The organism is Sphingobium sp. AntQ-1 (genome assembly GCF_028538045.1).
Classification (GTDB): Bacteria; Pseudomonadota; Alphaproteobacteria; order Sphingomonadales; family Sphingomonadaceae; genus Sphingobium; species Sphingobium cupriresistens.
The window spans coordinates 2,306,630-2,332,599 of record NZ_CP117158.1 but is presented as its reverse complement, the minus strand read 5'-3'; the positions used below and the strand labels follow the sequence as shown (position 1 = coordinate 2,332,599).

General features: G+C 65.1%; 26 protein-coding genes, 1 tRNA gene and 1 pseudogene. 14 read left to right on the top strand and 14 right to left on the bottom strand.

The genetic code is table 11. The features are described 5' to 3' along the window. Positions 1-45 precede the first annotated feature (45 nt). A complete protein-coding gene (locus sphantq_RS11695) occupies positions 46-468 on the top strand; it encodes a hypothetical protein (protein WP_066599595.1) in 423 nt (140 codons plus the stop codon). A gap of 69 nt (positions 469-537) precedes the next feature. On the opposite strand, the gene sphantq_RS11690 is transcribed toward sphantq_RS11695, so the two are convergent. Beyond that, positions 538-1,047, bottom strand: a complete 510-nt coding sequence (locus tag sphantq_RS11690; protein WP_066599593.1) for a porin family protein — start codon at positions 1,045-1,047, stop codon at positions 538-540. Between the two features lie 362 nt (positions 1,048-1,409). Here sphantq_RS11690 and sphantq_RS11685 point away from each other — a divergent pair, with 362 nt between their 5' ends. The 7 genes from sphantq_RS11685 (at position 1,410) to sphantq_RS11655 (ending at position 6,246) form a co-directional block, all read left to right on the top strand. Next, positions 1,410-2,129 (top strand): cytochrome b/b6 domain-containing protein, encoded by a 720-nt coding sequence (locus sphantq_RS11685; protein WP_272798570.1) that lies wholly within the window; start codon positions 1,410-1,412, stop codon positions 2,127-2,129. Continuing rightward, positions 2,126-2,872: a molybdopterin-dependent oxidoreductase gene (locus sphantq_RS11680; RefSeq protein ID WP_272798569.1), complete on the top strand. Its 747-nt coding sequence runs from the start codon at positions 2,126-2,128 to the stop codon at positions 2,870-2,872. The genes sphantq_RS11685 and sphantq_RS11680 overlap by 4 nt, the downstream gene beginning before the upstream one ends. Before the next feature lie 31 nt (positions 2,873-2,903). Next, complete coding sequence (locus sphantq_RS11675; protein WP_066599586.1) at positions 2,904-4,145, top strand: SAM-dependent methyltransferase; 1,242 nt, start codon at positions 2,904-2,906, stop codon at positions 4,143-4,145. Positions 4,146-4,257: 112 nt separating this feature from the next. Beyond that, positions 4,258-4,569 carry a hypothetical protein gene (locus tag sphantq_RS11670; protein WP_272798568.1) on the top strand — a complete coding sequence of 104 codons (312 nt, stop codon included), beginning with the start codon at positions 4,258-4,260 and terminating at the stop codon, positions 4,567-4,569. A 72-nt stretch (positions 4,570-4,641) separates the two neighbouring features. Further along, the gene (locus tag sphantq_RS11665; protein ID WP_066599578.1) at positions 4,642-5,064 is read left to right on the top strand and encodes a DUF350 domain-containing protein; all 423 of its coding nucleotides are present in this window, start codon (positions 4,642-4,644) and stop codon (positions 5,062-5,064) included. A 4-nt stretch (positions 5,065-5,068) separates the two neighbouring features. Then, positions 5,069-5,902: a S1 family peptidase gene (locus sphantq_RS11660; protein WP_066599575.1), complete on the top strand. Its 834-nt coding sequence runs from the start codon at positions 5,069-5,071 to the stop codon at positions 5,900-5,902. Between the two features lie 53 nt (positions 5,903-5,955). Next, positions 5,956-6,246 (top strand): DUF3297 family protein, encoded by a 291-nt coding sequence (locus sphantq_RS11655; protein WP_066599573.1) that lies wholly within the window; start codon positions 5,956-5,958, stop codon positions 6,244-6,246. Between the two features lie 38 nt (positions 6,247-6,284). On the opposite strand, the gene sphantq_RS11650 is transcribed toward sphantq_RS11655, so the two are convergent. From sphantq_RS11650 to sphantq_RS11635, 4 genes are all read right to left on the bottom strand, one after another. Further along, on the bottom strand, positions 6,285-7,040 hold the full coding sequence (locus tag sphantq_RS11650) for a CHAP domain-containing protein (protein ID WP_066599568.1): 756 nt from the start codon (positions 7,038-7,040) through the stop codon (positions 6,285-6,287). A gap of 150 nt (positions 7,041-7,190) precedes the next feature. After that, positions 7,191-7,721, bottom strand: a complete 531-nt coding sequence (locus sphantq_RS11645; RefSeq protein WP_129925675.1) for a CHAP domain-containing protein — start codon at positions 7,719-7,721, stop codon at positions 7,191-7,193. A 108-nt stretch (positions 7,722-7,829) separates the two neighbouring features. Continuing rightward, positions 7,830-8,900 carry a DNA replication/repair protein RecF gene (recF, locus tag sphantq_RS11640; RefSeq protein WP_066599562.1) on the bottom strand — a complete coding sequence of 357 codons (1,071 nt, stop codon included), beginning with the start codon at positions 8,898-8,900 and terminating at the stop codon, positions 7,830-7,832. Between the two features lie 65 nt (positions 8,901-8,965). Further along, a complete protein-coding gene (locus sphantq_RS11635) occupies positions 8,966-9,454 on the bottom strand; it encodes a hypothetical protein (RefSeq protein ID WP_272798567.1) in 489 nt (162 codons plus the stop codon). Positions 9,455-9,574: 120 nt separating this feature from the next. Between sphantq_RS11635 and sphantq_RS11630 the strand changes: the two genes are divergently transcribed. Next, entirely contained in the window at positions 9,575-9,982 is a 408-nt protein-coding gene (locus tag sphantq_RS11630) for a VOC family protein (RefSeq protein ID WP_066599553.1), read from the top strand. After that, the gene (locus sphantq_RS11625) at positions 9,979-10,506 is read left to right on the top strand and encodes a peroxiredoxin (protein ID WP_272798566.1); all 528 of its coding nucleotides are present in this window, start codon (positions 9,979-9,981) and stop codon (positions 10,504-10,506) included. The genes sphantq_RS11630 and sphantq_RS11625 overlap by 4 nt, the downstream gene beginning before the upstream one ends. A gap of 39 nt (positions 10,507-10,545) precedes the next feature. On the opposite strand, the gene sphantq_RS11620 is transcribed toward sphantq_RS11625, so the two are convergent. Both sphantq_RS11620 and sphantq_RS11615 read right to left on the bottom strand, forming a co-directional pair. Further along, positions 10,546-11,460: a dienelactone hydrolase family protein gene (locus tag sphantq_RS11620; RefSeq protein ID WP_272798565.1), complete on the bottom strand. Its 915-nt coding sequence runs from the start codon at positions 11,458-11,460 to the stop codon at positions 10,546-10,548. Between the two features lie 37 nt (positions 11,461-11,497). Further along, positions 11,498-11,920 carry a gamma-glutamylcyclotransferase family protein gene (locus sphantq_RS11615; protein WP_129925670.1) on the bottom strand — a complete coding sequence of 141 codons (423 nt, stop codon included), beginning with the start codon at positions 11,918-11,920 and terminating at the stop codon, positions 11,498-11,500. Positions 11,921-12,244: 324 nt separating this feature from the next. Here sphantq_RS11615 and sphantq_RS11610 point away from each other — a divergent pair, with 324 nt between their 5' ends. Continuing rightward, positions 12,245-12,430, top strand: a complete 186-nt coding sequence (locus sphantq_RS11610) for a PspC domain-containing protein (protein ID WP_066599544.1) — start codon at positions 12,245-12,247, stop codon at positions 12,428-12,430. A 331-nt stretch (positions 12,431-12,761) separates the two neighbouring features. On the opposite strand, the gene sphantq_RS11605 is transcribed toward sphantq_RS11610, so the two are convergent. Then, on the bottom strand, positions 12,762-13,502 hold the full coding sequence (locus tag sphantq_RS11605) for a DUF72 domain-containing protein (protein ID WP_272798564.1): 741 nt from the start codon (positions 13,500-13,502) through the stop codon (positions 12,762-12,764). Between the two features lie 128 nt (positions 13,503-13,630). Between sphantq_RS11605 and sphantq_RS11600 the strand changes: the two genes are divergently transcribed. Further along, entirely contained in the window at positions 13,631-13,867 is a 237-nt protein-coding gene (locus sphantq_RS11600) for a DUF2061 domain-containing protein (RefSeq protein ID WP_066599540.1), read from the top strand. 6 nt (positions 13,868-13,873) lie between these two features. Here the strand turns inward: sphantq_RS11600 and sphantq_RS11595 are convergent. From sphantq_RS11595 to recJ, 3 genes and pseudogenes are all read right to left on the bottom strand, one after another. Further along, positions 13,874-14,544: pseudogene (locus tag sphantq_RS11595) on the bottom strand (peptidylprolyl isomerase). 126 nt (positions 14,545-14,670) lie between these two features. Then, positions 14,671-14,745, bottom strand: a tRNA-Glu gene (locus sphantq_RS11590). A gap of 101 nt (positions 14,746-14,846) precedes the next feature. Continuing rightward, positions 14,847-16,613, bottom strand: a complete 1,767-nt coding sequence (gene recJ / locus sphantq_RS11585; protein ID WP_272798563.1) for a single-stranded-DNA-specific exonuclease RecJ — start codon at positions 16,611-16,613, stop codon at positions 14,847-14,849. 139 nt (positions 16,614-16,752) lie between these two features. On the opposite strand from recJ, the gene sphantq_RS11580 reads away from it, so the two are divergent. Together sphantq_RS11580 and sphantq_RS11575 are read left to right on the top strand one after the other, a co-directional pair. Beyond that, entirely contained in the window at positions 16,753-18,885 is a 2,133-nt protein-coding gene (locus sphantq_RS11580; RefSeq protein ID WP_272798562.1) for an autotransporter assembly complex protein TamA, read from the top strand. After that, a complete protein-coding gene (locus tag sphantq_RS11575; protein ID WP_272798561.1) occupies positions 18,885-23,105 on the top strand; it encodes a translocation/assembly module TamB domain-containing protein in 4,221 nt (1,406 codons plus the stop codon). The genes sphantq_RS11580 and sphantq_RS11575 overlap by 1 nt, the downstream gene beginning before the upstream one ends. Positions 23,106-23,153: 48 nt before the next feature. Here sphantq_RS11575 and sphantq_RS11570 read toward each other — a convergent pair whose 3' ends face one another. From sphantq_RS11570 to recA, 3 genes are all read right to left on the bottom strand, one after another. Then, positions 23,154-23,612, bottom strand: a complete 459-nt coding sequence (locus tag sphantq_RS11570; protein ID WP_272798560.1) for a hypothetical protein — start codon at positions 23,610-23,612, stop codon at positions 23,154-23,156. Between the two features lie 76 nt (positions 23,613-23,688). Then, positions 23,689-24,468: a transglutaminase-like domain-containing protein gene (locus sphantq_RS11565; protein WP_066599525.1), complete on the bottom strand. Its 780-nt coding sequence runs from the start codon at positions 24,466-24,468 to the stop codon at positions 23,689-23,691. Positions 24,469-24,848: 380 nt separating this feature from the next. After that, positions 24,849-25,922 carry a recombinase RecA gene (gene recA, locus sphantq_RS11560; protein WP_066599522.1) on the bottom strand — a complete coding sequence of 358 codons (1,074 nt, stop codon included), beginning with the start codon at positions 25,920-25,922 and terminating at the stop codon, positions 24,849-24,851. Positions 25,923-25,970: the final 48 nt, after the last annotated feature.

The following is a 25,970-nucleotide window of genomic DNA, read 5'->3' as shown; positions in this document are numbered from 1 at the left end:
GAAGCCCCGCCAGCGATGGTGGGGCTTTTCTTTTGCGGGAAGACGATGACCGATGACGAAATCGATGCGCTGGCGCAGGGCTTTTGCGCCTGCGCGCTGCCGAAGGAGCGCTGGACCCATCACGCGCATTTCGCGACCGCCCTGTGGCTGATCCGCACGCGCCCGGATGTGCAGCCCGAACGGGACATGCCCGACATGATCCGCCGCTATAATGAGAGTGTCGGCGGCGTGAACAGTGACAGCAGCGGCTATCATGAGACGATTACCCTGGCCTCCCTGCACATGGCGCGCCGCCTGCTGGCCGGGCTGCCGGACGATGTGACGCCGGCGACCGCCTATTCCGCGCTGATGTGCTCGCCGCTGAAGAACAAGGAATGGCCATTTTCTTACTGGTCACGCGATCTATTGATGGCATCGCCAGCCCGACTGACATGGGTGGAACCCGACATCCGACCGCTTCCTGCATAACAGGTCATATAGAAAAAGGGCGGCCCTTTACAGGACCGCCCTTCCTTGATTCCGACCTTTTGAGAGGGATCAGAAACGGAAGCCGATGCCGACCACCGCGGCGTCGCGGCCGCCGATGTTCTGCTCATATTCGGTGCGCTGATATTCAGCCGAGATATAGGTGTTCGGGGTCGCCGCGAACTCCAGGCCGCCACCGTAGCGCACGCCTTCCAGGCCAACGCCGTCGCCGTCGACTTCGAAGCGGGTCGACGTGTAGCCGACCTTGCCGAAGGCAAGGACGCGGGGCGTCACGACATAACCGGCGCGCAGCGAGGCGGTGATGTCACGGCTGACGTCCAGGTCGCTGTCGTCGACCGTGGTGTCGCCCAGGCTGACTTCGACACCGCCGACGATGCGGGGCGCGAGCGCGAGGTCGTAGCCGGCGTTGACGCCGTAGGAGAAGCCTTCTTCGCCGCCGATCTTGTCATAACCCAAGGTGACGCCCGCGCGCGGCCCGGTGAAGGGCGCTGCGTCCTGAGCGAAAGCAGGAGCGGAAACAACGGTGGCAGCAGCAATGGCTGCGAAAATCACAGTCTTCATAAAGTCCTCATTTATTATCTAGTCGCCGTGATTGAGACATTCATCCGGCGTTCAGGTTCGATGCAAAGCAATCATGAACTTATTCTCACGACAACTCCTGCGACTCTTCTCTCCGTTATCGGGAGATCAAGAACATGATCTGCATCATGATCACGCAGCCGCCATCTAGGATCGCAAGATTGAGTTGCAAAGGGGGTCAGACTTTATTTCAATCAATTTCAGGACTTGTGTTGCAAAAGTGTGACAACGCCCGCGCTGCCCGGTCGAGCGATCCCGATGCGGCCATTCGCGACGGGTTGTAACCAAAACGAGCCACGGACCGAATATTGGACTATTGCGACAGATGGGATAGGATCATCATCATGGACAGACCGACCCCCATGGAAGCCGGTGTCGTCAAACGCCACCGCCTGTCCACCCGCTTATGGCATTGGCTCAATGCGCTGCTGCTCTATGTGCTGTTCACCAGTGGCCTTGGCATTTTCAACGCCCATCCCCGCCTCTATTGGGGGCAATATGGCGCGAATTTCGATGTGGCCTGGCTGACGTTGGAACGCTTCCCCGGCTGGATCACCCTGCCGGGCCATTACAGCCTCGCCCTGTCGCGCCACTGGCATCTGGCCGCCGCGCCGCTCTTCGCCTTCGCACTGCTCGCCTACATGCTCTGGAGCCTCGCCAACCGGCACATCGCCCGCGACCTCGCCTTTCGCCGCGGGGAACTGGCCCCGCGCCATGTGTGGCAGGATATCAAGGACCATGCCCGGCTGCGCTTCCCCACTGGCCAGGCGGCGCTGCGCTACAACGTGCTGCAAAAGGCGAGCTATATCGGTGTGATCTTCGTCATGCTGCCGGTCATCATCCTGACCGGCCTCACCATGTCGCCAGGCATGAATGCGGCCTGGCCCTGGCTGCTGGACCTGTTCGGAGGACGGCAGTCGGCGCGATCGATCCATTTCATCACCGCCTTCGCGCTCATCGCCTTCTTCCTGGTTCACATATTGATGGTCGTCCTCGCCGGACCGCTGAACGAGGTGCGCTCGATGATCACCGGCCGCTATCGCGTGTCGGAGGATCGGCCATGATCCTGACCCGCCGCCATCTGCTGCTCGGCGCGACCGCAACGCTGGCCGGCTGCGACCGGCTGGCGCGCAACGAGTCGTTTCGCGAGACGCTCTTTTCCGCCGAGAATTTCCATAAATGGGCGCAGCGCGGCCTGATGGCGCCCGACGCGCTGGCGCGCGAATTCCGGCCCGACCAGATTTCCCCCGTCTTCCGCGCCAACGGCACCGCCAATCCCAATACGCCCGCCTATAAGGCGCTGTGGCATGGCGGCTTTGCGGACTGGCGGCTGAACGTCACCGGCCTGGTATCGCGCGACCTGTCGCTATCGCTGTCGCAGTTGCGCACGCTGCCCCATCGCGAACAGATCACCCGCCATGATTGCGTCGAGGGCTGGAGCGCGATCGGCAAGTGGCGCGGGGTTCGCCTGAAGACGATCCTAGATGGCGCGGGGCTTCGCAGCGGCGCGCGCTATATCGTCTTTCGCTGCGCCGACGACATGGGTGGCGGACGGCCATATTATGAAAGCATCGACCTGGCCGATGCTTTCCATCCCCAGACCATATTGGCCTTCGCGCTCAACGACCGGCCGCTGTCGGTCGCCAATGGCGCGCCGCTGCGGCTGCGGGTCGAACGCCAGCTGGGCTATAAACAGGCCAAATATCTGATGGGGATTGAAGCGGTCGACAGCCTGGCCGCAATCGGCAAAGGCAAGGGTGGTTTTTGGGAGGACCATGCCGACTATGATTGGTATGCCGGCATTTGACGTTTGCGTAACGACATGACAAGGTCGCGGAATGAAACTGTTTGAATTGGTTCTCAAGCGGTTGGTCTCACGCGGTCGCCTGACCGTCTACTACGCCAACGGCAAAACGATCACCGTGGGTCAGCCCGACCCCGCCTTTCCCGACCTCGCGCTGCGCTTCAAGGACGGCCGGGTGCCTTTCGACATCGTCAAGGATCCGCGGCTGGGCATGGCCGAAGCCTGGATCGACGGACGGGTGGCGATCGAAGGCGGCGGCATCATGGAATTCCTGTCCATGATCCGCGCGAACAATCCTTGGGAACAGGGCAAGTCGATCGAAACCAAGAACCTGCTCAAGCGCAGCGTCGGCAGCGTGCGGCAAAAGCTGTGGCGCGCCAACCACAAGGCGCGGTCCAAGGCCAATGTTGCTCATCATTACGACCTGTCGGGCGCTCTCTACGCCCTCTTCCTGGACCGCGATCGCCAATATAGCTGCGCCTATTATCCCGATGCGGACAATGAGGCCGGGATCGGGCTGGAACAGGCGCAGGAAGACAAGAAGGCGCATATCGCCGCCAAGCTGCACCTGAAACCGGGCATGACGGTGCTGGACATAGGCTGCGGCTGGGGCGGCATGGCGCTCTACCTGCACCGCACCTGCGGCGTCGATGTGACCGGCATCACCCTGTCGGAAGAGCAGCTCAAGGTCGCGCGCCAGCGGGCCGCCGATGCGGGCGTCGCCGACCATGTCCGCTTCGAACTGATCGACTATCGCGACATGAAGGGGCCGTTCGACCGGATCGTGTCGGTGGGCATGTTCGAACATGTAGGCACCGCCCATTTCCGTACCTTCTTCGACACCTGCCGCAACCTGCTGACGCCGGACGGGGTGATGCTGGTCCACACCATCGGCCGCATGGGCGGGCCGGGGGTGACCGACGCCTTCACCCAGAAATATATCTTCCCCGGCGGCTATATCCCGGCCCTGTCGGAAATGATCGCGGGCAGCGAGGGCACTAGGCTGATGGTGACGGATGTGGAGGTGCTGCGCATCCATTATGGCCTTACCATCCGCGAATGGTATCGGCGGACCATGGCGCACAAGGCCGACATCGTCGCCCTCTATGACGAACGCTTCTTTCGCCTGTGGACCTTCTACTTGGCCGGGGCGGCGACCGTGTTCGAACATGGCGGCATGGTGAATTTCCAGGTCCAGTATAGCCGCGACCGCCGCGCGCTGCCGATCACCCGCGACTATATGCAGGAAGCCGAGGCGGCGTTGCGGGGGCGCTGAAAAGCCTGAACCGTCGCTGACATGTCCATTCGCGGACGGTTCAGTCGGCGCGATGCATTCTCCCTTTCATGCTCCCTCCCGTGACGGGCGGGATCTGTGAGGAGAGAAAGACATGAACCTGTTCTGGAAGGGCGCGGCCGCGTTAAGCCTCGCCATCACCGGCCTTGGCGCAGCAGCGGCCCCGGCCCAGGCGCAATATTATGGCGGCTCCGGCTGGCGCGGCGACCGCGACGGGCGCTGGGACAATCGACGCTGGGACAACAGGCGCTGGGACGATCGCCGCCACTGGCGCGGCGACCGGCGCGATTGGCGCGGGCATCGCGGCCATTATCGGACCGCCTATCGCTATCGCACGCGCTGCTGGACCGAATGGCGCTACGACTATTATCGCGACCGCGACGTGCGCGTGCGCATCTGCCGATAACGCCAGCGGCTATATTTCACCCGTGACCCGCCCCGATTGAACCTTGGGGCGGGTTACGGCATTGGGGACGGCATGACCGATCCCATGCCCGTGATTCAAAGCCTGTTGTCGGGCCTTCCCATCCTGTTGCTGCATCTGGGCAGCGCGACGCTGGTCTGGCTGGCGGCGCTGGGCCTCTATATGTGGATCACCCCGCATGACGAATTCGCGCTGATCCGCGGCGGCAACGAAGCCGCAGCGATCTCGCTCGGCGGCGCCGCGATCGGGCTGGCGGCGCCGTTGGGCTTCTGCCTCGCCGGGTCGGTCAATGTCTGGGACATCGTCATCTGGGGCAGCGTGACATTGGTGCTGCAACTCGTCGCCTTCCGCCTTGTCGATTTCCTGCTCGGCACCCTGTCGGCGCGAATCGAGGCCAACGAGCGATCGGCCGCGATCTTCCTGGCGATGATGAAAGCCGCGATCGCCTGCCTGACCGCCGCCGCGGTCGCGGGCTGAGGCGATGGCGAAGCGCGGCTGCGGCTGCCTGCCCTTCGCGTTCGGGGGCCTGTTGCTGGTCGCGTGGCTCGGTCAGGACATGGCCGTGCCGCCGCTTAAGGTCGAACAGTTCGACCCGCGATCGCCGCGCCGGCCGATGCCCGACTGGAGCGATGAACAGTTCGTGATCGAGGATAATCCCAACGGGCCAGCCGATTCGATGGGCACCGCCTTTGCCGTCGACCGCGACGGCGCCTGGCTGACCGCCCAGCATGTCACCCATGGCTGCACCCGCGTGGGCCTTGAGGATGGCCGTTTCGCGCGACCGGTGTCGCGCGTGATCGAAAGCGTGGAGGCGGACGCCGCGCTGGTGCGTGACGGCATAACCAGTCCCGCCGCCCTGCCGCTGTCCAGCCGCATCCCGCAACCCGGCACGCCGGGCTTTCATATGGGCTTTCCAGCCGGCCGACCGACATTGGTCATGTCAGAACTAATCGGCGAGGCGAGCGCGCGGCGTGGGCGCAGCGACCTGACCCAGCCGATCCTGGCCTGGGCCGAAAAGGGCCGTATCCCTGACGGAGACGGCACCTTGTCGGGGATAAGCGGCGGGCCGGTTTTTGCCGAAGACGGCCATGTCGTGGGGGTCAACAGCGCCTCGACCGACCGGCGCGGGCGCATCCTGACCACCGCGCCCGACGCTATCGCCCGGCTGATGGCGGCCAGCCGCGCGGTGGATGATCGCCCGGTCGCCTATCCCTTCGCGGGCCTCGCCGACGCGGAAAACCGCTTCACCGCCTGGCTGGACGCGGGCGTCATTCGCCGCATCTTCTGTGACGTCGATGAAAAGCGCGGCGGTTGACGGACGGCGACCCCAGGCGCTAGGCGCGAACAAACTTTCCAGGGAATATGACCATGAGCGACACGCCCCCCGATCATCTGTCCACCAATCCCAAAAGCCCCCATTTCGACATGGAGGTGCTGCAACGCGGCATCGGGATCCGGTTCAAGGGCCGCGAGCGCAAGGATGTGGAGGAATATTCGATCTCAGAGGGCTGGATTCGCGTCGCCGCCGGCAAGAGCCGCGACCGTCACGGCAATCCGCTGACGATCAAGCTGACCGGCGAAGTCGAAGCCTGGTTCGAAAATCCTGCCGAGGGTATCGAAGACAAGTCTGCCGAAGACAAGCCGACCGAGGCCGAATAAACAAAAAGGGGCGCCGACGAGAGCGCCCCTTTTTTGTATCAGTTCATCACCGCCTCGCGCCGCACATCGGCGATGATCGCGCTCAGCGTCCGTTGCGACGGAGCCGCGTCGGCATATTCGACGACGAAGGGATCGGCCTCCAGCCGCGGTACGGCCTTGCGCGCCCTGGGCGCTGGCCTGGCCTGCGCGACCTGGATCATGCGCGGGCTGGCCATGACCGGCGTTACGCGCGGCTCCCGCAACATCCGCGGCAGCCCCTGTTCGTCCCACATATCCGAATCGACCTTGGCGAAACGCACGCTCGCGCCCAGTATCGGGTCGGGGGTGAAATCATGCAGCCGGGCCTTGGCCGGATAGATGAAACCGAAGGTCGGGTTGGTGCGCGCGCCCATCTGGCCCGTCGGGCTATGCCACACCCTCACCTGACTCCAGTCGCCATCCTCCGACACGTCGATCGCCAGCACATCCTCCTCGATCGCGCCGGGGACGGACCAGTTGGCGTGACGGATCAGTACGCGGCGGTCGTCCAGCACCTTGCTGATGACCGCGACATGGCCCAGCAGCATCGGACCATTGGGCCGAAAAGCCAGCACCGCACCCTTTTTCGGCTTGGTCCCGCGCTTATATTGACCATCCGCCTGATCCCACCAAGTCAGCGCATCGCCCTTGATCGCCACGCCCGATACGATCCGGGCATAGGGCACACATTGCAGCACCGCCGCCCCCCAGGAGGGCGCGGCCGCCAGACCGGACAACAGCAGCCATGCCGCAGTCCGGCGTATCGCTCGAAACATCTTATGCGATCCCGATAACAAGAATCGCCCCACCAAGGATGACCCTAGGCCGCCATGGTTTGAGAAGAGGTTAAGCCTGCATCAGCGATGTAAGGGTTTGGAAAAAAGCGATCGATCCGCGCCGCAGGCGTTGTCGATCGCGCGCCGCGATCAGAAAGCGGCGCGCACCGCAGCGCCGCCGGTCGCGTCGGCCGACGCGATCTGGACGGGCTGATCGATGGTCTTGGACGGCTGGGCGTAGATGAAGCCGCGCGCCGGGTTGGAACGCAGGCCCAGGTCGCCGATCGGACCATACCATACCCGGACATCGGTCCAGTCGTTATTGGCCGACACGTCGATGGCGCGGACGTTGCGCTCGATGCCGCCGCGATAGGACCAGTTGGCGTGGGTCAGCAGCACTTCGCGGCCGCTGACCACCTTGCTGACCATGGCGACATGGCCGACCGGCATCGAACGGCTGGCGGCGAAGGCCAGGACGGCACCGACGCGGGGTTCATGACCACGGTCGTAGCGCCCTTCGGCCTGGCCCCACCAGGTATTGGCGTTGCCATGGATGTCGATGCCGGAAACCTGCCGGGCGAAAGGAACGCACTGGAGTGTGCCGGCGGTGGCGGGAACAGCGAAAAGGGTCGAGAGCGCAAGAATAGACGCCGCGAAAAACGCGCGAAAACCAACGACCATGTGATTGCGACCCCGACTTATTTTGTAGGCTTGAACCCCGATGCCGGTCTTAGGGCAGACGCCGGACGGATGGACAAGCGTGGGGCGACGAGTCGTTTCGTCGATGCGTTATGCTGCGGAACGAAAAACCTGCCCGGCCGTTACCGTCAATCGGGTTGCATCATCCAGATCGTTGAAAAGACTGGATTCTGTACCCGTCATCCACACCTGCCCCCCGGTTTCCCGCAATCGTTGGAATAATGCGCTGCGGCGGGACGGGTCGAGATGAGCCGCAACCTCATCCAGCAGCAGCACGGGCGGCTGGCCGCGCGTGGCCGCCACCAGCGCGGCATGGGCCAGCAGGATCGAGAGCAGCAGCGCCTTCTGCTCGCCGGTCGAACAGAGCGCAGCGGGCTGATCCTTGGCGATATGGGTGACGGCCAGGTCGTGGCGATGCGGGCCGGACAGGGTGCGCCCCGCCGCCGCATCGCGCCGCCGCTCGCGCGCCAGCCGATCCGCCAGCGCGTCGTCGCCGGCATCCTCGCCTTCGATCGCGATCCGCGGCCGGGCGAAGGGCTCGTCGGGCTGGTCCGCCAGCATCGCGTTCAACCGCGCCACCAGATCGGCGCGCGCACCCGCCAGCGCTGCACCATGCTCGCCCATTTGCGCCTCCAACGCCGACAACCAGGCCGGGTCGGCTCGGCGCGGGTCGGTGAGCAGCCGGTTGCGCGCCCGCATCGCCGCGTCATAGCGGGCGCTGTGCATCGCATGGCCCGAATGCAGCGCCAGCGTCAGCCGGTCGAGGAAGCGCCGTCGCCCGCCGGGACTGTCGAGGAACAGCCGGTCCATCGCCGGGGTGAGCCAGACGATCGCCAGATGGTCGGCCAGCGCGTTGGCGGAGGAGGCCACGCCGCCGATCCGCACCTGTCGCCGTTCCGGGCTGGCGGCGGCGACGCCGGTGCCCAACACCACGCCGTCCACTTCCGCCGCGATGCCGAAGCCTCCGCTCCCCTCCTGCCGCGCCATGGCGGACAGCGGCGCGCCGCGCAGCCCGCGACCGGGCGCCAGCATCGACACCGCTTCCAATATGTTGGTCTTGCCCGCGCCATTGTCGCCGGTCAGCAGGATGAAGCTATGGTCGGGCAGGATCAGCGCGTCCGCATGATTGCGGAAATCGCTCAAGGTAAGGCGGCCGATCATCGCGTGGCTGTAGCGGGCAGAAGGCGGAGGGGGAAGGGGCGGGTGTCAAAGCAACGCCTCGCCCTTCAACAACGCTTGCGCGTAACCGCCGTCCCGTCATAGACGATGGTCAGCGCCTTGCCGTCCGGCGACGTGCGCAACGCCAGGGTGCGGGTCCAGCTCTGGCCTTCGCCGGTGAAGGCCGCTTCCACAGCGGCGCGGCCATCCTCGCCTGCCGTCACGCTTTGCACCGTACCGACGCTTTCGTGGAACAACAGCCGGTCGGGGGTGACGGTCAGTTCAAGATCGGCGCTGCGATCGCCGCATCGATCCTGCGTGCCGGTCCAGTTGCCCTGCATGGCGGCGGGGATCAGGCCGACGGGAGCCGCTTCGGGCGGGGGCGTGTCGATCTTCGGCGGCGATTCCACCGGCGTAATCGCATTGGCGGCAGGCGGCGCTTCCTCCACATTGGGCAGCGTCTGGTCCAATATGTTGGCGACGACGCCGGGCTGGTCGGCGCTCTTGTCCGACGCCTGGTTGCAGCCGGCGGCCAGCAACAGGGACAGAAGCGTCACGGGTGGACATGATTTCCGCATGTAAGGAGGAACCGGCCAGCGCGCCGCCGGTTCCCATGCATGACTCGGCCCTGCCCGCATGATAGCGTCCGGGCGTTCACATAATGGGGAGTCGATGCCATGCCGGTGCTGGGAATGGGAGGCCTGTTCTTTCGCGCGCGCGATCCCGATGCGCTGGGGGCGTGGTATCGCACCCACCTGAATGTCGGCGGCGGCTGCGTGGTCGATCCGGCGGACACGCCCAATGAATGGATCTGGCAGCCGCGCGGCGGGCCGATGGTGTTCGCCCCGTTCAAGGCGGACAGCGACTATTTCGCCGCCGACAAGGCCTTCATGCTGAATTTCCGCGTGTCCGATCTCGATTCCCTTCTGGACCGCTTGCGCGCCGCAGGCGTTGCGATCATCACCAAGCCCGAATGGGACGATCCCGTCCTCGGCCGTTTCGCCCGCATTCATGATCCGGAGGGCAATGCGATCGAATTATGGGAACAGCCCGATCACCGTCCGACCCAAGGAACCGACCTATGAAGCGCCTGTCTCTTCTCCTCGCCGCCGCCGCCCTGAGTTCCAGCGGCGCGATGGCCGCCCTTGCCGTCGGCGCCAAGGCGCCCGACTTCACCACCCGCGGCGCGCAGGCGGGCAAGACCTTCACCCTGACCCTGTCGCACCAGTTGAAGCGCGGGCCGGTGGTGCTCTATTTCTTCCCCAAGGCGTTCACGCCGGGCTGTTCGGCCGAAGCGCGCGAATTTGCCGAGAATATCGACAAGTTCAAGGCGGCCGGCGCGACGGTCATCGGCATGTCGGCCGACCCCGTGGACGATCTCGTCGCCTTTTCGACCAAGGAATGCGCGGGCAAGTTCGCCGTGGCGTCGGCCGGGCCGACGATCGTGACCGGCTATGACGTGGCGCTCAAGATGCGGCCGGGCATGACCGATCGCACCTCCTATGTCATCGCGCCGTCGGGCCGGGTGGCCTTCGTCCATAGCGAAATGAACTATGCCGAGCATGTGAAGACCACGCTCGCCGCGGTCGAGGCGATGAAGCAGAAATAACATGGCCGGGCTCCTGCGAACACAGGAGCCCGGTTTTTCTCACCGCTTCACATATGTTCCAAACCAATCGAGCGTCGCGTCCCACGCGGCCTTGGCGGCGGCTTCGTTATAGCTGGGGCGATAATCGGCCATGAAGCCATGGTCCGCGCCCTCATGGACGGTGATGGCGTCGGGCGGGGACTTGCCCGCCTTGACCAGCGCCGCGCGCATCGCCTCCACGTCCGTCAGCGGTATGCCCTTGTCCAGTGCGCCATATTGGCCCAGCACCGACGCCTTGAGCTTGCCGACCTCCTCGATCGCGCTCAGCGGCTGCAAGGGCGTCTTGTCCGTCACCAGCCGCCCATAATAAGCGACGCCCGCATCCAGATCGGCGCTATGCGCGGCATAGAGCCAGACGACCCGCCCGCCCCAGCAGAAGCCGGTGATGCCGCGCCGCGTCGCATCGCCGCCATGTTTTCCGGCCCAGCCATAGGTGGTGTCGATATCGGCCAGCACCTGCGCGTCGGGTGCTTTGGACACGATGGTGCCGATCAATTGCTTGAAATCAGCGACCTTGGTCGCGTCGCCGTGGCGGGCGAACAGGTCGGGCGCGATGGCGTAATAGCCCGCCTTGGCGAAGCGGCGGCAGATGTCGCGAATCCATTCATGCACGCCGAAAATCTCATGCACCACGGCGATGACGGGCGCGGCCTTGCCGCCCGCCGGGCGCGCGACGAAGGCGGGCATGGCAAAGCCGTCGCTGGCGGGAATCGAGACATTCTCTTCCGTCAGCCCTTCGGCGGAGGTCTGCACCGCGCTGCTGGCGATGGGGCGGCAGGCGGCGGCGAAACCGGCCGCGAAGGCTCCGCCCGCCAATATGTGCCGACGCTGGAAGCCGGTGGTGCCGACCCAGTTGCGGTCTTCCGCCAGCCGCTCCACGGGGGCCGCGTCATCCTCTTTGCGATCGGTCGTCATCGGCGCCTGTCTCCTGTGCATCCCCCGACGCGGCAGACTAGTCGTCCGGGGTCTGCGCGCAAGACAGGAAGTCGCCATCGGCGACAGGGGGCAGGCCAGCTGTGTCGCGCGTGTAGAGATAGACCCAGGCCTCCACCGGCCCGTCCGCCGCCTGCACCGTCATCGCCTCGCGGCGATATTCATGGGGCTGGGGGTGATGGGGCGCGCATTCCTCATAATCGTCCAGCACGACCAGGATCGCCGCGGCGTCGCTCAGTGCGAAGAGGTCGCCCCGCACCCTGCCCGTCGGCCCGGCCACCAGCCCCGGATAGTCGGCGACCCGGTAGAGCGCGCCGCCGACCGTAGCCGGGCCGACCAGCCGCGCCACCTGCCGCAACCAGCGCGCCATCTCCCCGTCAAAGGCAGCCCGCAGCGTGCCATACACGAATAAAAAAGCAGGTCCCGCCACAGCGTCAGGCATATTTCACCAACCTGCGGGAAAATATCCCAATAGCGAGTCTATTCGCCAGCCTAGCATGATGCCTTATTGGCAAAGAATCTGGGATTTCCGCCAAAAATCGAAACTGGCACGGCATCTGCAACTCCTGTGGGCATCAAGGTCGGAATGATCCGGCCATCACATCAGGGAGTATCCACCATGTCCATCGCCAAGATCCAGCACGCCGCTGTCGCCCTTATCGGCGCTTTCATCGTCGCCAGCCTGTTCGTCAGCGCGGCGATCCCGGTGTCGCCGATCGCCTGATCGCGCGCGCCCTTCCCATCATTTCAGCAGAAGGCCAGACAGATGAGCAACAGCTTCACCCTCGACCGCAACAACGGCAAGATTATGGGCGTATGCGCCGGCGTCGCCAACCGCACCGGACTGGACGTGACGCTGCTCCGCGTCGGACTGGTCCTGCTGACGCTCTGCGCATTGGGACCGATCGGCGTCGTGGCCTATCTGCTCGCGGGCTGGCTGGCGGAGGGCTGATGATCGCCCGCGATCGGTTCACGACATCGCCAAATAGAGAGCAAATAAAAAGGCCGCTCCGGTCAAACCGGGAGCGGCCTTTTCGCATCCTGACGAGTCGGATGCAATGCGCGCGCAACGCGCAATCAGGCATATAGCACCGAATAGAAAGTCAGCATCTGAACGCCGACCGCAATGGCCAGCACAGCGCCCTGAAAGGCCTGCCGCATATTTTGCTCCATCTTTGCAAGAATTGTCACCCATCTGGGTGTGAGCGGGCCAATAAGCCCGTCATATTCTTGTAACAATCGCAAAGCACGGCATACCGATTGCACTAAATGCAACAGGCCTGTTACTGCAAAGCCACGATCATCGCCTGCGCCGCCGCCGGGTTGCGCTCCTTGGCGCCGCTAATGAAGAAGGCGAAGACATCGCCCTGCCCTGCGGCCGCCCTGGCCCGCCCGGCCCAGTCCGCGATCGCCGCAGGCGGATAGCCGGTCGCCTCGTCCGCCTGCGTCCGCATCAGCCGCATATAGGCAAAGCCGACATCTTGGCCGGCGATCGCGGGATAGTCGTCATGGTCCGCCAGCACGACCGCCGCCCCGGCGTCGCGCACCATCGCCAGAAAGGCCGGGTCGTCGAAACTCTCATGCCGTACCTCCAGCGCATGGCGCAGCGGCACGCCATCGACGCTCGGCGGCAGTAAGTGCAGGAAGGCGCCGAAATCGTCCGGGTCGAAGCGCTTGGTCGGCATGAACTGCCACAGGATCGGCCCCAGCCGGTCGCCAAGTTCGGCGATCCCCTGGCTGGTGAACTTGGCGATGGAATCACCCGCCTGCGCCAGCAGCTTGCGATTGGTGCAATAGCGCGACGCCTTGACCGCAAACCGGAAGCCGTCCGGCACCGCCTTCGCCCAGCCGGCAAAGGTCGCGGGCTTCTGGCTGCTATAATAAGTCGCGTTGATCTCGGTCGCGGTCAGATGTTCGCCGACATAGGCCAACTCGTCCTTCTGCCGCAGTCCCACCGGGTAGAAATTCCCGCGCCACGGCTCGTAGACCCAGCCGCCAATGCCCACCCTGATCCGTCCAGCCATGCGCCCTCTCCTCCGTCGCCGTCCTGATCGCGGCAGCCTGATCGTCCGGGGCGATCAGAGCCAGCGGAAAAAGCCATTGGCCGTTGTTGCGAACGACTCTTAACTAGGTCGCGACCAAGGAGACGCCCATGTCGCTCGACCTCATCAAGACCGGCACCTATCTGTCCATCCACCTGACCGTTGGCTTCACCGTCGCCTATGCCATGACCGGGTCGATCGCGCTCGCCGGCGGAATCGCGCTGGTGGAGCCGGTGATCAACGCCGTCGCCTTCTTCTTCCACGAACAGGCGTGGAAGAGGGTTCAGGCCCGGCCGCCGCGCGAGGGCGGCAGGCGATGGGTGCGCGATCGGGCGGTGTTCGCGTAGAGATGTCTACTTCGCTGTCCGTTTGTTGAGGCCGATCAGCCACGGCTTCACCCCGCGCGTGGGCTTGGGCGCGCCGTCCAGTCGCCGGGCGCGCAGGATGCGGATCGGCTTACGATCATCTGCCCGCGCATCGGCCCCGACCCGCAACAGGTCGGCACCGACAGAATTTTGCGCACCACATCCATGCCACCGACGACATGGCCGAAGGCGGCATAGCCGATATAGTCGCCGCGCGCGTCCATGTTGGGCGTCGCACCGATGGTGATGAAGAAATTGCCCATCGCCGAATTGGGCCGGTTGGGCCGCGCCATGGAAAGGGTCGCATCGCGATGCAGGATGCCGGTCCGGCTGGTCGGCTCATGCGGGATCGGCGGCAGCGAGCGACGGGCGTCGGTGTCGATCCCGCCCTGGATCAGGCCATAATGGGGATCGCTCTTGCGCCGCGCCGCCCGATAGAAGGTGACGCCGTCGAAGCGGCCGTCATCGACATAGGTCAGGAAATTGGCCGAGGTGCGCGGCGCCCGCTTCTGGTCCACCGCGACGGTGATCGTGCCGGCCGAGGTTTCGATCGCGACGCGGGTGAAGCCGGGGGTGGGCTGATTGGCCGGCAGCGCGACGGAGAGGACAGGCCACAGGCCGAGGATCAAACCAAGGACGCACAAGACACAAGAACGCATCGGGCAACATATACTCGGCAAGGACGGCGGGCGTCCAAGGCTAAAGCCGACGCACGCACCCCGCAACCGCTGGGCGAAGGATTTGTCGATGAAGGGAGGTGAAAAGCCCCTCCGCCGGAGCGGAGGTGGTGATCCCAACGGGATTCGAACCCGTATCGCTGCCGTGAAAGGGCAGTGTCCTAACCGTTAGACGATGGGACCTCATGCAGCGACTGACCGGGCAGCGCTGCGAAGCGAGGGCGCAATTAGGCGGGGACGGCAAAAGGGTCAACCCCCAAAAGGCAAGAAAATGACAATCCTGCTTAATCCGCCCAGGCGGCGTCCTCCAGATGCAGTTCGGCGGCCGGGCGGCTGCCCCAGTCATCGATCTTGGCCTTGCCCGCGACCCACAATTTGCGGTCGCGCGGCGCGCCCAATATCGCCTGGCCCAGATCGGTTTCGGCCTGGCGGAAGGCGATCGTCTTGATCGACCGGCCGTCCTCCCCGCTCATGATCGCGCGCAAATGGCCGTTGCCCACGACATCGGCCTTGATAACGCGCATAGGCCCTGCGGCGATCAGCGGAGCAGGCCAGCCCGCGCCATAGGGCCCGCCCTGCTCGATCGCCGCGACGAAGTCCGGGTTCACCCCGGCCGGGGCGAGCACCGCGTCGATCAGCAGCGCCCGGTTGTCGCGCGCGCCGGCGACGGCGGCGGACAGCCGGTCGTCAAGATAGTCGGCAAGCGCGTCGATCCGGTCGGCCGCGACCGTCAGCCCCGCCGCCATGGCATGGCCGCCGCCCGCGACGAGCAGGCCGCTATCCTTGGCCGCCATCACCGCCGCGCCCAGGTCCACCCCGGAGACGGAGCGGCCCGACCCCTTGCCCATGCCGTCTTCATCGATGGCGATGACGATGGCGGGCCGGCCGGCCTTTTCCTTGATCCGGCCCGCAACGATGCCGATGACGCCGGGGTGCCAGCCCTGGCCGGATATGACCGCCACGGCGCGATTGCCCTGCGCGGCCAGCAAGGCTTCGGCCTGTTCCTGCACCGTCGATTCGATGGCGCGGCGTTCCTCATTATACTGGTCGAGCTGCGCGGCGATGCTTGCCGCTTCCACCGGGTCTTCCGTTGTGAGCAACCGCACGCCCAGATCCGCCTGCCCGACCCGACCGCCCGCATTGATGCGCGGGCCGAGCGCGAAGCCCAGATCGTGGCACAGCGGCGCACGGGTCAGGCGGCTGGCGTCGATCAGGGCGGCAAGGCCGATATTATGGCGCTTGGCCATCACCTTCAGCCCCTGCGCCACGAAGGCGCGGTTGAGCCCCTTCAATTGCGCGACGTCCGCCACCGTGCCGAGCGCGACGATATCGAGCAACTCCATCAGCGCCGGCTCGCTGCGACTGGCGAACCAGCCCCGCGCCCGCAAGACCCGTACCAGCGCCGCGCCGAGCAGGAAGGCGACGCCGACCGCGGCGAGATGGCCATGCACCGCCGCGCCGTCATTCTCGTCCAGCCGGTTGGGGTTCACCAGGGCAAAGGCTTCGGGCAGCGAGGTCGAGCATTTATGATGATCGACCACGACGACATCGACGCCGGTCGCCCTGGCCATCGACAGCGCCTCGAACGCCTGCGCGCCGCAATCGACGGTGACGATCAGGGTCGCGCCCTCCCCCGCCAGCCGCACCAGCGCCTCGCCCGACGGGCCATAGCCTTCCATCAGACGGTCGGGGATATAGGGTTTCGCGTGCAGCCCCAGATCGCGCAGCAACCGGATCAGCAGCGCCGCGCTGGTCGCACCGTCGACGTCATAATCGCCGAAGATACGGACATCCTCGCCGCGCTGCACCGCGTCGGCCAGCCGATCGGCGGCGGCGTCCATGTCGCGGAACAGGCTGGGGTCGGGCATGAACTGACGGATGGTGGGATTGCGGTGCGCCTCGACTGCGTCGCGCGGACACCCCCGCGCCAGCAGCAATTGCGTCACCAGATCGTCGGGCAGATAGGTGGCGTCGCGCCCGTCGGCGTTGCCGCCCCGCCAGCGCCAGGGCTGGCCCGAAATCGATCGCGAGATATTGAGCGCAAATGTCATGCAAAGCCTCTAGCCTTCCGCGAGTCCCGTGGGAAGCGCGGCAAATCCTGTTGTAGGTGGAACCGAGGCAACTTGTTGAGCGTATTGCCTCTTTACCGCGCGTGTGGAATGCACGGTGCAAAGGGGGCATCGTAGGTTCATGACGAGACGACAGGCATATCATGTCCGGCGCATAATGGCCGTGGCGCTGATGACAGCCTCGTCCCTGCCGCTGATGGCCCAAGCCCAGTCGACGCCCGTACCCGATCCCAGCCTTCCTTATGAAGCGACCCAGGGCGAAGAGCCGATCCTGCCCGACGACCAGTTCGAGGCGCGGTTGCCCAAGGCAGGGACTCCGGACCAGGCCAATCCCGACGCGCCCCTGCCCTCGATCGAGAGCTGGATCGACCAGCAGATGCCGCAGTCATCGAACGCGCCAACCGAATTGCCGCCGGCGATCGATCCAGCCGAGGAACAGGAACTGGCCCAGCCGCTGCCGCCGCTCGACAGCGTGACCGTGCCGACCAATGTCGCGGACAATAATAATGCCAACGCGAAGCAGCCCGACATACGCTACGCCACCAGCATAGAAGGCTTTGGCAAGACGGGTCTGGAGGACGAATTCCGCGCCGAATCCGCGCTGATCGACGGCAAGGGCAAGGCTGAAACCGCAGCCATGGTGCAGGCGCGCGCGCAGGAGGATGAGAAGCTCGCGACGCGCCTCTTCTATTCGCAGGGCTATTATGACGCGACGGCGCTCGCCAGCCTGGACCAGGCCGGTGACGGGACGCTGAAGGCGGTGATCTCCGTAACGCCGGGCAAACGCTACAAGATCGGCGACATCGTCATCAATGCCGGGCCGACGGTGCCGCCCGGCCTGGTCCGCGACAGCCTGCCGCTCAAGACCGGCGATTATATCGTCGCGACCCTGGTCGAAGGCGCGGAGGCCAATATCGCGTTGAAGCTGCCCGAAAATGGCTATCCTTTCGCAAAGGTCGGGGACCGCGACATATTGCTCGATCCCGCGACAGTAACGGGCGACTATACGCTGCCGGTGGATACCGGCCCGCGCGGCACGTTCCGCAAGATCATCACCAGCGGCGACAAACAGGCGTTTGGCGCCGATCATATGGAGGTCATCAAGCGCTACAAGCCGGGCGAACTCTATGACAGCCGCAAGGTGGACGATCTGCGCAAGGCGCTGGTCGCGACGTCGCTATTTTCCAGCGTGTCGGTGGAGCCGGTGCAGACCGGCGAGGCGGGGCCGGACGGCACCGAATATGTCGATCTGGCCGTCGAGCAGGAAGCCGGGCCACCCCGCACGCTGGCGGGCGAAGCGGGCTATGGCACCGGCCAGGGCTTCCGCGCCGAGGCGACATGGACTCATCGCAATCTGTTTCCGCCAGAAGGCGCGCTGATCCTGGGCGCGATCGCAGGCACGCAGGAACAGGGCGCATCGGCGACCTTCCGCCGGTCCAATGCGGGGAAGCGCGACAAGACGTTCCAGACCGGCATCACGCTCAACCATCAAAATTACGACGCCTATGAAGCATTCACCGCCGGGCTCAACATCGGCTGGGCGCGCCAATCGACGCCGATCTTCCAGAAGCGCTGGACCTATAGCTATGGCGCGGAAATCCTGCTGACCAACGAGCAGGTGGTGATCGACCCGGCCACCGCGGACAAGACGCGGCGCACCTATTTCATCGGCGGTCTGCCGGTGCAGATCGGCTATGATCGCTCCAACGACCTGCTCAACCCGACCAAGGGCTTCCGCGCCAATCTGCGCGCCGAACCGGAAGGGTCGTTGCAGGGGAATTTCTCGCCCTATCTGCGCGCTAGTTTCGACCTGACCGGCTATTATCCGGTGTCGGACAACTTGGTCATTGCGGGACGGGCCAAGGTCGGCACCATCACCGGGGTCAGCCGCGGCGATGTCGCGCCATCGCGGCGCATCTATGCGGGCGGCGGCGGATCGGTACGCGGTTTCGGCTATCAGGAGCTGGGGCCGAAGGACGCGAACAACGATCCGATCGGCGGCCGGTCGGTCAATGAATTTGCGGTCGAGGGGCGTTATCGCTTCGGCAATTATGGCGTCGTCGCCTTCGTGGACGCCGGTCAGGTCTATGAAAGCTCCATGCCGCAATTTTCCGACATGCGCTACGGCGTCGGCCTGGGCGGCCGCTTCTATACCAATTTCGGTCCGTTCCGCGCGGACATCGCCATGCCGATCAACCGGCAGCCCGGCGAGTCTAAATTCGCCCTCTACATCGGCATCGGGCAGGCTTTCTGATGGCGCAGGACGACATCATGCCCGCCGTTGACGACGCGACCCAGACGATCGTCATCCGCGAAAAGCGTCCGCTGTGGCAAAAGATCGCGATCGGCGTCGTCGGCCTCGTCATCGCGCTGGGGCTGTTGGCCGGCGGGCTGCTGTTGGGCCTCAATACCCAGCCGGGCAAGAAATTCCTGATCCAGCAGATCGCCGCGCTCCAGATGGAATCCGGCATGAAGATCGAGGTCGGGCGGATCGACGGGTCGATCTACAGCGACATGACGATCCACGATCTGGTGCTGCGCGATCCCAAGGGCGTGTTCGCAGTCAGCCCAAAGGTGCATGTGATCTGGCGCCCGTTCCGCTACGTGAATAATCATATCTCGGTCAGCCTGCTGGAAACGCCGCTGGTCGTGCTGGCGCGCAGCCCGCAGTTCAACGTCGTCGCCAGCGATCCCAACGCCCCGATCCTGCCCGACCTGGACATCGACGTCGACCGGATGAAGATCGGCAAGTTCATCCTGGCCAAGCCGGTGATCGGCCAGAAGCGCGAGATCGCGATCGACGGCGTCACCCATATTGCCGATGGCCGGGCCATCCTGTCCGCCGATGCGGTCGTCGACAGCGGCGACCGGCTGCAGGCGAAGCTGGACGCTGTGCCCGACCAGAACCGCCTGGCGATGAGCGGCACGCTGACCGCGCCCAAGGGCGGCGTGATCGCCGCCATGACCGGCCTGACCGACGGCGTCACCGCGACGCTCGACGGCAAGGGGACATGGCAGGCGTGGGACGGGCGGGTCGTCGCGACCTCGCCCAAAGGTGAATTGGCCAACATCGTCTTGTCGGCGCGGGACGGCAATTTCACCGCCAAAGGCCCGTTGCGTCCAGGCCTCGTCTTCGCCGGCACGGTCGATCGCCTGACCGCGCCGCAACTGGACGTCGATCTGTTCGCCGGGCTGAACGAGCGGCGCGTCAATATCAAGGGCACGTTGCGCTCGCCCGCCATGAGCGCCGACGCGCAGGGGCTGATCGACCTCGGCAAAAGCCAGTTCAGCGCGCTCAGGATCAACGCCGCGCTGCTGACGCCCGGCGCGATCATGGAGAAGGTGAAGGGTCGTGACGTGCGCGCCTCCATCATCCTCGACGGGCCGATGGCGACGCCGTTCATCGATTATGACATTACCGCCAAGAGCCTGGCGTTCGACGCCACCGGCATCGAGAATCTGAAGGCCAGCGGCCGGGCGGTGATCGACAGCGATCGCATCCGCATTCCGATCAGCGCCACCGCCACCCGCGTCACCGGCCTCAATGCCGCAGCGGGCGGCCTGCTGCAAAATCTGCGGGTGAAGGGCGATTTCGCCTATGCCGCAGGCAAGCTGATCAGCGACAATCTGAAGATCGACAGCGACCGGGTGGACGCCACCGCCATCGTGCTGGCCGACCTCGACAATGCGCTCTATCGCGGGGCGCTCAAAGGTCGGGTCAACGATTATAAGATCGACGGAGTCGGCATCGTCAACCTCAATACCGATGTCGAACTGGTGCCCGGCCCCAAGGGCGGCTTTGGCCTGTCGGGCCGCTTCGGCGTGCGCACCGCGCGCTGGGAGAATGCCTCGGTCCGCGATTTCCTGGGCGGCAATGCGGTCGCCAGCGGCAAGATCGGCATGACGCCGGAGGGCAAGTTCACCCTCGCCGGCCTGAAAGGCGCAGCGCCCAACTTCACGATCCACAGTGGCTCCGGCAGCTATGACACCGACGGGCAGGTCGCGTTCGATGCGACGGCGTCCTCCAAACAATATGGGCCGCTCGCGCTGACCGTGCGGGGCACGATGGAACGGCCGCAGGCGGTGTTGCGCGCGGCGCGGCCCAATGTCGGCGTGCAACTGACCGACGTGGTGGCCAAGCTGAATGGCGAGGCGGCAGGATACCGGCTCGAAGCCACCGGCGGGTCGCCCTATGGGCCATTCTTCGCCAATGTGTTGATCCGCACGGCGAAAGGCCCGCTGACCATCGACGTCACCAAGGCGCGCTTCGCCGGGGTCGACATGAACGGCCGCATCCAGCAAAGCACCGCCGGCCCCTTCACCGGGCAGCTCGCCATGAACGGCTCCGGCATCACCGGCGCGATCCGGCTGGCCGCCGTGGGCAAGGTGCAGGGCGTGGACGTCAACGCCACCGCCAGCAACGCCAAACTGCCGGGCGAGGCCGATGTCGTGATCGGCCGGGCGATCGTCACCGCCTCCATGCTGCTGACCGATCAGCCCCAGATCAAGGCCGACGCGCAGATCGCCAACGCCGCCTATGGCGCCTATGTGGTGCGAAAGGCGCGGGCGCGGATCGACTATCAGGGCGGACGCGGACGCGCGCAACTGGTCGCCGACGGCTCCAGCGGCGTGCCCTTCTCGATCGCCGCCAACGCCGCGCTGCGCCCCAACCTCTATGCCGTGGCGTTGCAGGGCAAGGCGGCGAACATCGACTTCCGCCTGGCCCAGCCGGCCATCATCCGCAGCGAGCCGGGCGGCTATCGCCTGGAACCGGCGACTTTGGTGCTGCCGCAGGGCAAGGTCGATCTGGCCGGGCGCTTCGGCGACACAACCGTGGCGCAGGCGCGGTTCAAGGATTTCGACCTCGCCATCGCCAATATGGCCGCGCCCGGCCTTGGCATTGGCGGCCGAATGACCGGCACACTGGACTATGCGCAAAAGGGCAGCGCCTTCCCGACCGCAACCACCCGGTTGGCGATCAACGATTTCCGCCGCTCCAGCCTGACCGCCGTGTCCGACCCGGTGTCGATGAATGTCGAAGGCAAGCTGTCTTCGGCCGGTGGCGACCTGCGCGGCCTGATTCGCGAAGGCAGCAGCACGCTGGGCCGCTTCACCGCCACGCTGGCGCCGCCGGGCGCGGGCGCAAGCTGGGCCGAGCAGTTGCAGAATGCGCCGCTGGGCGGCGGCATCCGCTATGCCGGGCCGGCCGATGTCCTGTTCTCCTTCGCCGGGCTGGCCGATCAGCAGTTGACCGGCGGCCTGGCCGTTGCGGCCGATTTCAGCGGACGGCTGAGCGATCCGCTGCTGAACGGCGTGGTGCGCGCCAATGCGCTGACCTATGAGAATGAGACGTTCGGCACGCGCGTTACCCAGATGAAGCTGGATGGGCGCTTCACCAACGATCATCTGGAGATACGCGATTTCTCCGGCCGGGCGGGCGAGGGTACGGTGCAGGCGTCGGGCAATATCGGGCTGGCCGCCGCGAGCGGCTTCCCGATGGATATCGCGGTCAAGTTGAACCGCGCGCGGCTGGCGCGCAGCGAAGCGATCACCAGCGTCGTCAGCGGGACCATCAATATCAGCAACAGCCCGGCCAATGGTGGCCTGATCAAGGGCGACCTGAACCTGCCCGAAACCCGGTACAAGGTCGCCTGGCAGGGCGGGACCGAGATCCGCCAGCTTGCCGGCGTGCGGCGCAAGGGCGCAGGCGGCGACGCGCTCGACCAGCGACTGGCGGCGCGCAAGGCGGCGGCCAAGCCCGCCGACTGGAAGCTGGATATCCGGGTGAAGGCGGACAACGAAATCTACGTCACCGGCATGGGGCTGGATTCCGAATGGAAGACCAACATGCGCGTCACCGGAACGACCGCCAATCCGCGCGTCGTCGGCAGGATCGAATCGATCCGCGGCCGCTACAGCTTTTCGGGTCACCAGTTCGATCTGGAACAGGGCTTGATCACCTTCAACGGGCCGATGTTCAATCCCATCCTGGCGATCAAGGCGCAGACCCGGATCGACACGGTGACCGCGGGCATCCAAGTGACGGGGTCGGCGCAGCAGCCGGACATAGCCTTCATCTCCACGCCCACCTTGCCGCAGGACGAAATTCTCTCGCGCATATTGTTCGGCGACAATGTCGCCAACCTCTCGCCGATGCAGGCGGTGCAACTGGCGGCGGCGCTCAACGGCTTGCGTGGCGGCAGCGGCGGATTGAACCCGATGGGCAAGTTGCAGGGCGCGTCGGGCATCGACCGGATCGGCATCGTTGGCGGCGACGACACGACCGGGCGCGGCACCTCGCTCGCAGTCGGCCAGCATATCTCCAACAATATCTATGTGGAGGTCATCACCGACTCCAAGGGCTTTACCGCCACCCAGTTGGAGATCGCGCTGTCGAAAACGCTGAGCCTGTTGTCGAAGACCGGCACCAATGCCGGGTCGTCGGCAAACCTGCGCTATTCGAAGGACTATTGAGCGTAGCGCGACGGAAGACCGCCGAGGTGAAGCGACGGTCGCCGTTGATCAGGTCAGCGTCCGGGGGACACCCAGCCTTGTCCATGCTTCACGCGCATCGAGCAGTTCGCGATCGCTGGCGGGCGTGTAGAAGCGTCGATCGAACCAGAAGGCGCGCTGCGCTTCCGGCTTGCCGGAGCGGGTTCCCGGATCACGCACCATATGTTGCCGGATTTCGTCCAGTGACAGGAGATAGCAAGTTGGGCTGCGCGATAGCGCGTCCGCAACTAAGACCCACCATGGCGTAACGATCGCTTCGGGCTGAAGCCCCAGGCGCACATCGTTGGGCCTGGCGCTATGGGCCTTTACCTGAATGGGATGAACGATCCGCTCACATTGCGAGACGGCGTAGAGGTCGGCCCTGCGGGCGTTGTGGACGGTGAGCATCACGTTCCAACCATGTCGCGACAGTTCGCGCGCGACATGATGGACGCCGGCGTTGCCCGTCAATTGGCGTTCGTTGCTCATGCCCGGTCCCTAACAGGCATATCTTTTTCAAATATATAACCGCCTTTCGACCCGATGGCCGAGGCGAGCGGACGGTCTATGCTGCCGTTACCGTGATCGACTGGGCGTTCATCATCGCGCCGCCGAAGACGGTCATGAAGGCGATGTCGGTGGCGTCGCGGCCGACGGCGATGCGGACCATGGTTTCGACCGGCGCGAGGCCGGTAGAATCGACGATGCGCCAGGCGCCGTCGAGCCAGACTTCGACCACCGCATGGAAGTCCGGCGGATCAAGGCCCAGCGCATAGACCGATACCAGCCGGGCGGGAATGTCGCGCGATCGGATCAGCGCGGCGGTCAGATGGGCGAAATCGCGGCAGACGCCCTGCTGGGCGACGAAGGTGTCGGCCGCAGTGGTCGTAATGTCCGAACTGCCCGGTACATAGACGAGATTCTCGTGCACCCAATCGACCAGCGCCTGCACCAGCGCACCGCCCTCCATATCCGGGAAATGGCTGCTGACGAAGCTGCCGAAACGGTCGGCCTCGCAATAGCGGCTGGGCCAGATGAAGGGCAGCACCTCTTCGGGCAGGCTGGGCAGCGGGCTTTTGGAGAGGTTGGCGATATCGACTGGCGCGCGATCGACCTCCACCGTGGCGCGATAGGTGCTGAGCATCCGGCCGGTGCCGGTGCGGGTCCAGGTGCGGCGGCCGATGCCGCTGCCGCCTACCTTGTTGGTCAGCGGCCCGGCATTGTCGATGATGTGCGACTGGGAAACGACCCGCTGGTCGGGCAGCCCGGCCGCCTCGACCGCGAGCAGCACGTCGGTCGGTTCGGCAAAGTCATAGTCGAGGATCGCTTCAATGGCGACGCGCATGGAATGGGTTCCGGTGTGAGAGGGGACGGGTCGAATCGGCGCGTCCGGGACAGCATCGGGAGGCTGCACGGCGTTAGCAAGAAGTCTTGAACGGCCGCAGAATGGGACAAGCAGAATGGGGCCGCCTTGGTGGATTGATATAGCGGTGGCCAGATGGCCTGGCCTGAAAAACCTGCCTGCGCTTTATGTTCCGCCGCCTGGACGGAATTCATGTGCCGGGAGATGACGGAAGCGAGGGCACGTCCCCCTTTCGTCTGCGCGGTCACGGTAAAAGGCCCGTCGCGCGCGGACGCGGCGGGCCTTTTCAGAGCGTGATGCGCAAGGCGAGCGAGAGCCGGTGAACCGCGCCCCGGCTGATCCGGCCGGGGTTGTTTCAGGGCTTATTCGCCATCATCCTCCGCATCGGGTCCGGTGATCATCTTTTCGGCGACTTCTTCGGTCTTACCGCGGATGGCGTTTTCCAGCTTGTCCGCCAGTTCGGGATGTTCCTTGAGGAAAGTCTTGGAATTTTCACGGCCCTGACCGATGCGGATCGAGTCGTAGGAGAACCAGGCGCCCGACTTCTCCACGATCCCGGCCTTGACGCCGAGGTCGAGAATTTCGCCGATCTTGGAGATGCCTTCGCCATACATGATGTCGAATTCGACCTGCTTGAAGGGCGGGGCGACCTTGTTCTTGACCACTTTCACGCGGGTCGCGTTGCCGACGATATCGTCGCGATCCTTGATCTGGCCGGTGCGCCGGATGTCGAGGCGGACCGAGGCGTAGAATTTGAGCGCGTTGCCGCCGGTCGTGGTTTCCGGGTTGCCATACATCACGCCGATCTTCATGCGCACCTGGTTGATGAAGATCACCATGCATTTGGAGCGCGAGATCGAGCCGGTCAGTTTGCGCAACGCCTGGGACATGAGGCGCGCCTGTAGGCCGACATGGCTGTCGCCCATCTCACCCTCGATTTCCGCGCGCGGCACCAACGCCGCGACGGAGTCGATCACCAATATGTCGATCGCGTTGGAGCGCACCAGCGTATCGACGATCTCCAGCGCCTGTTCGCCGGTATCGGGCTGCGACACGATCAGTTCGTCGATATCGACGCCCAGCTTCTTGGCATAGCCCGGATCGAGCGCATGTTCCGCGTCCACGAAGGCGGCGGTCCCGCCCGCCTTCTGCGCTTCGGCGATGGCATGGAGCGCCAGCGTGGTCTTGCCCGAACTTTCCGGGCCGTAAATCTCGATGATGCGGCCCTTGGGCAGGCCGCCGATGCCGAGCGCAATGTCGAGGCCGAGCGAGCCGGTAGAGATCGCTTCGATCTCCAGCTTCTCGCGGCTGCCCAGTTTCATGGCCGAGCCTTTGCCGAAGGCGCGGTCGATCTGCGCGAGCGCCGCGTCCAATGCTTTCTGTCTGTCCATTGTCCCGTTCTTCTTGGAATCGATGAGTGAGAGCATTGCGGTCATCGGCCAGTCCTCTGTCAAGCGGAACGCATGGGTTCCGTGCGCCTGGAC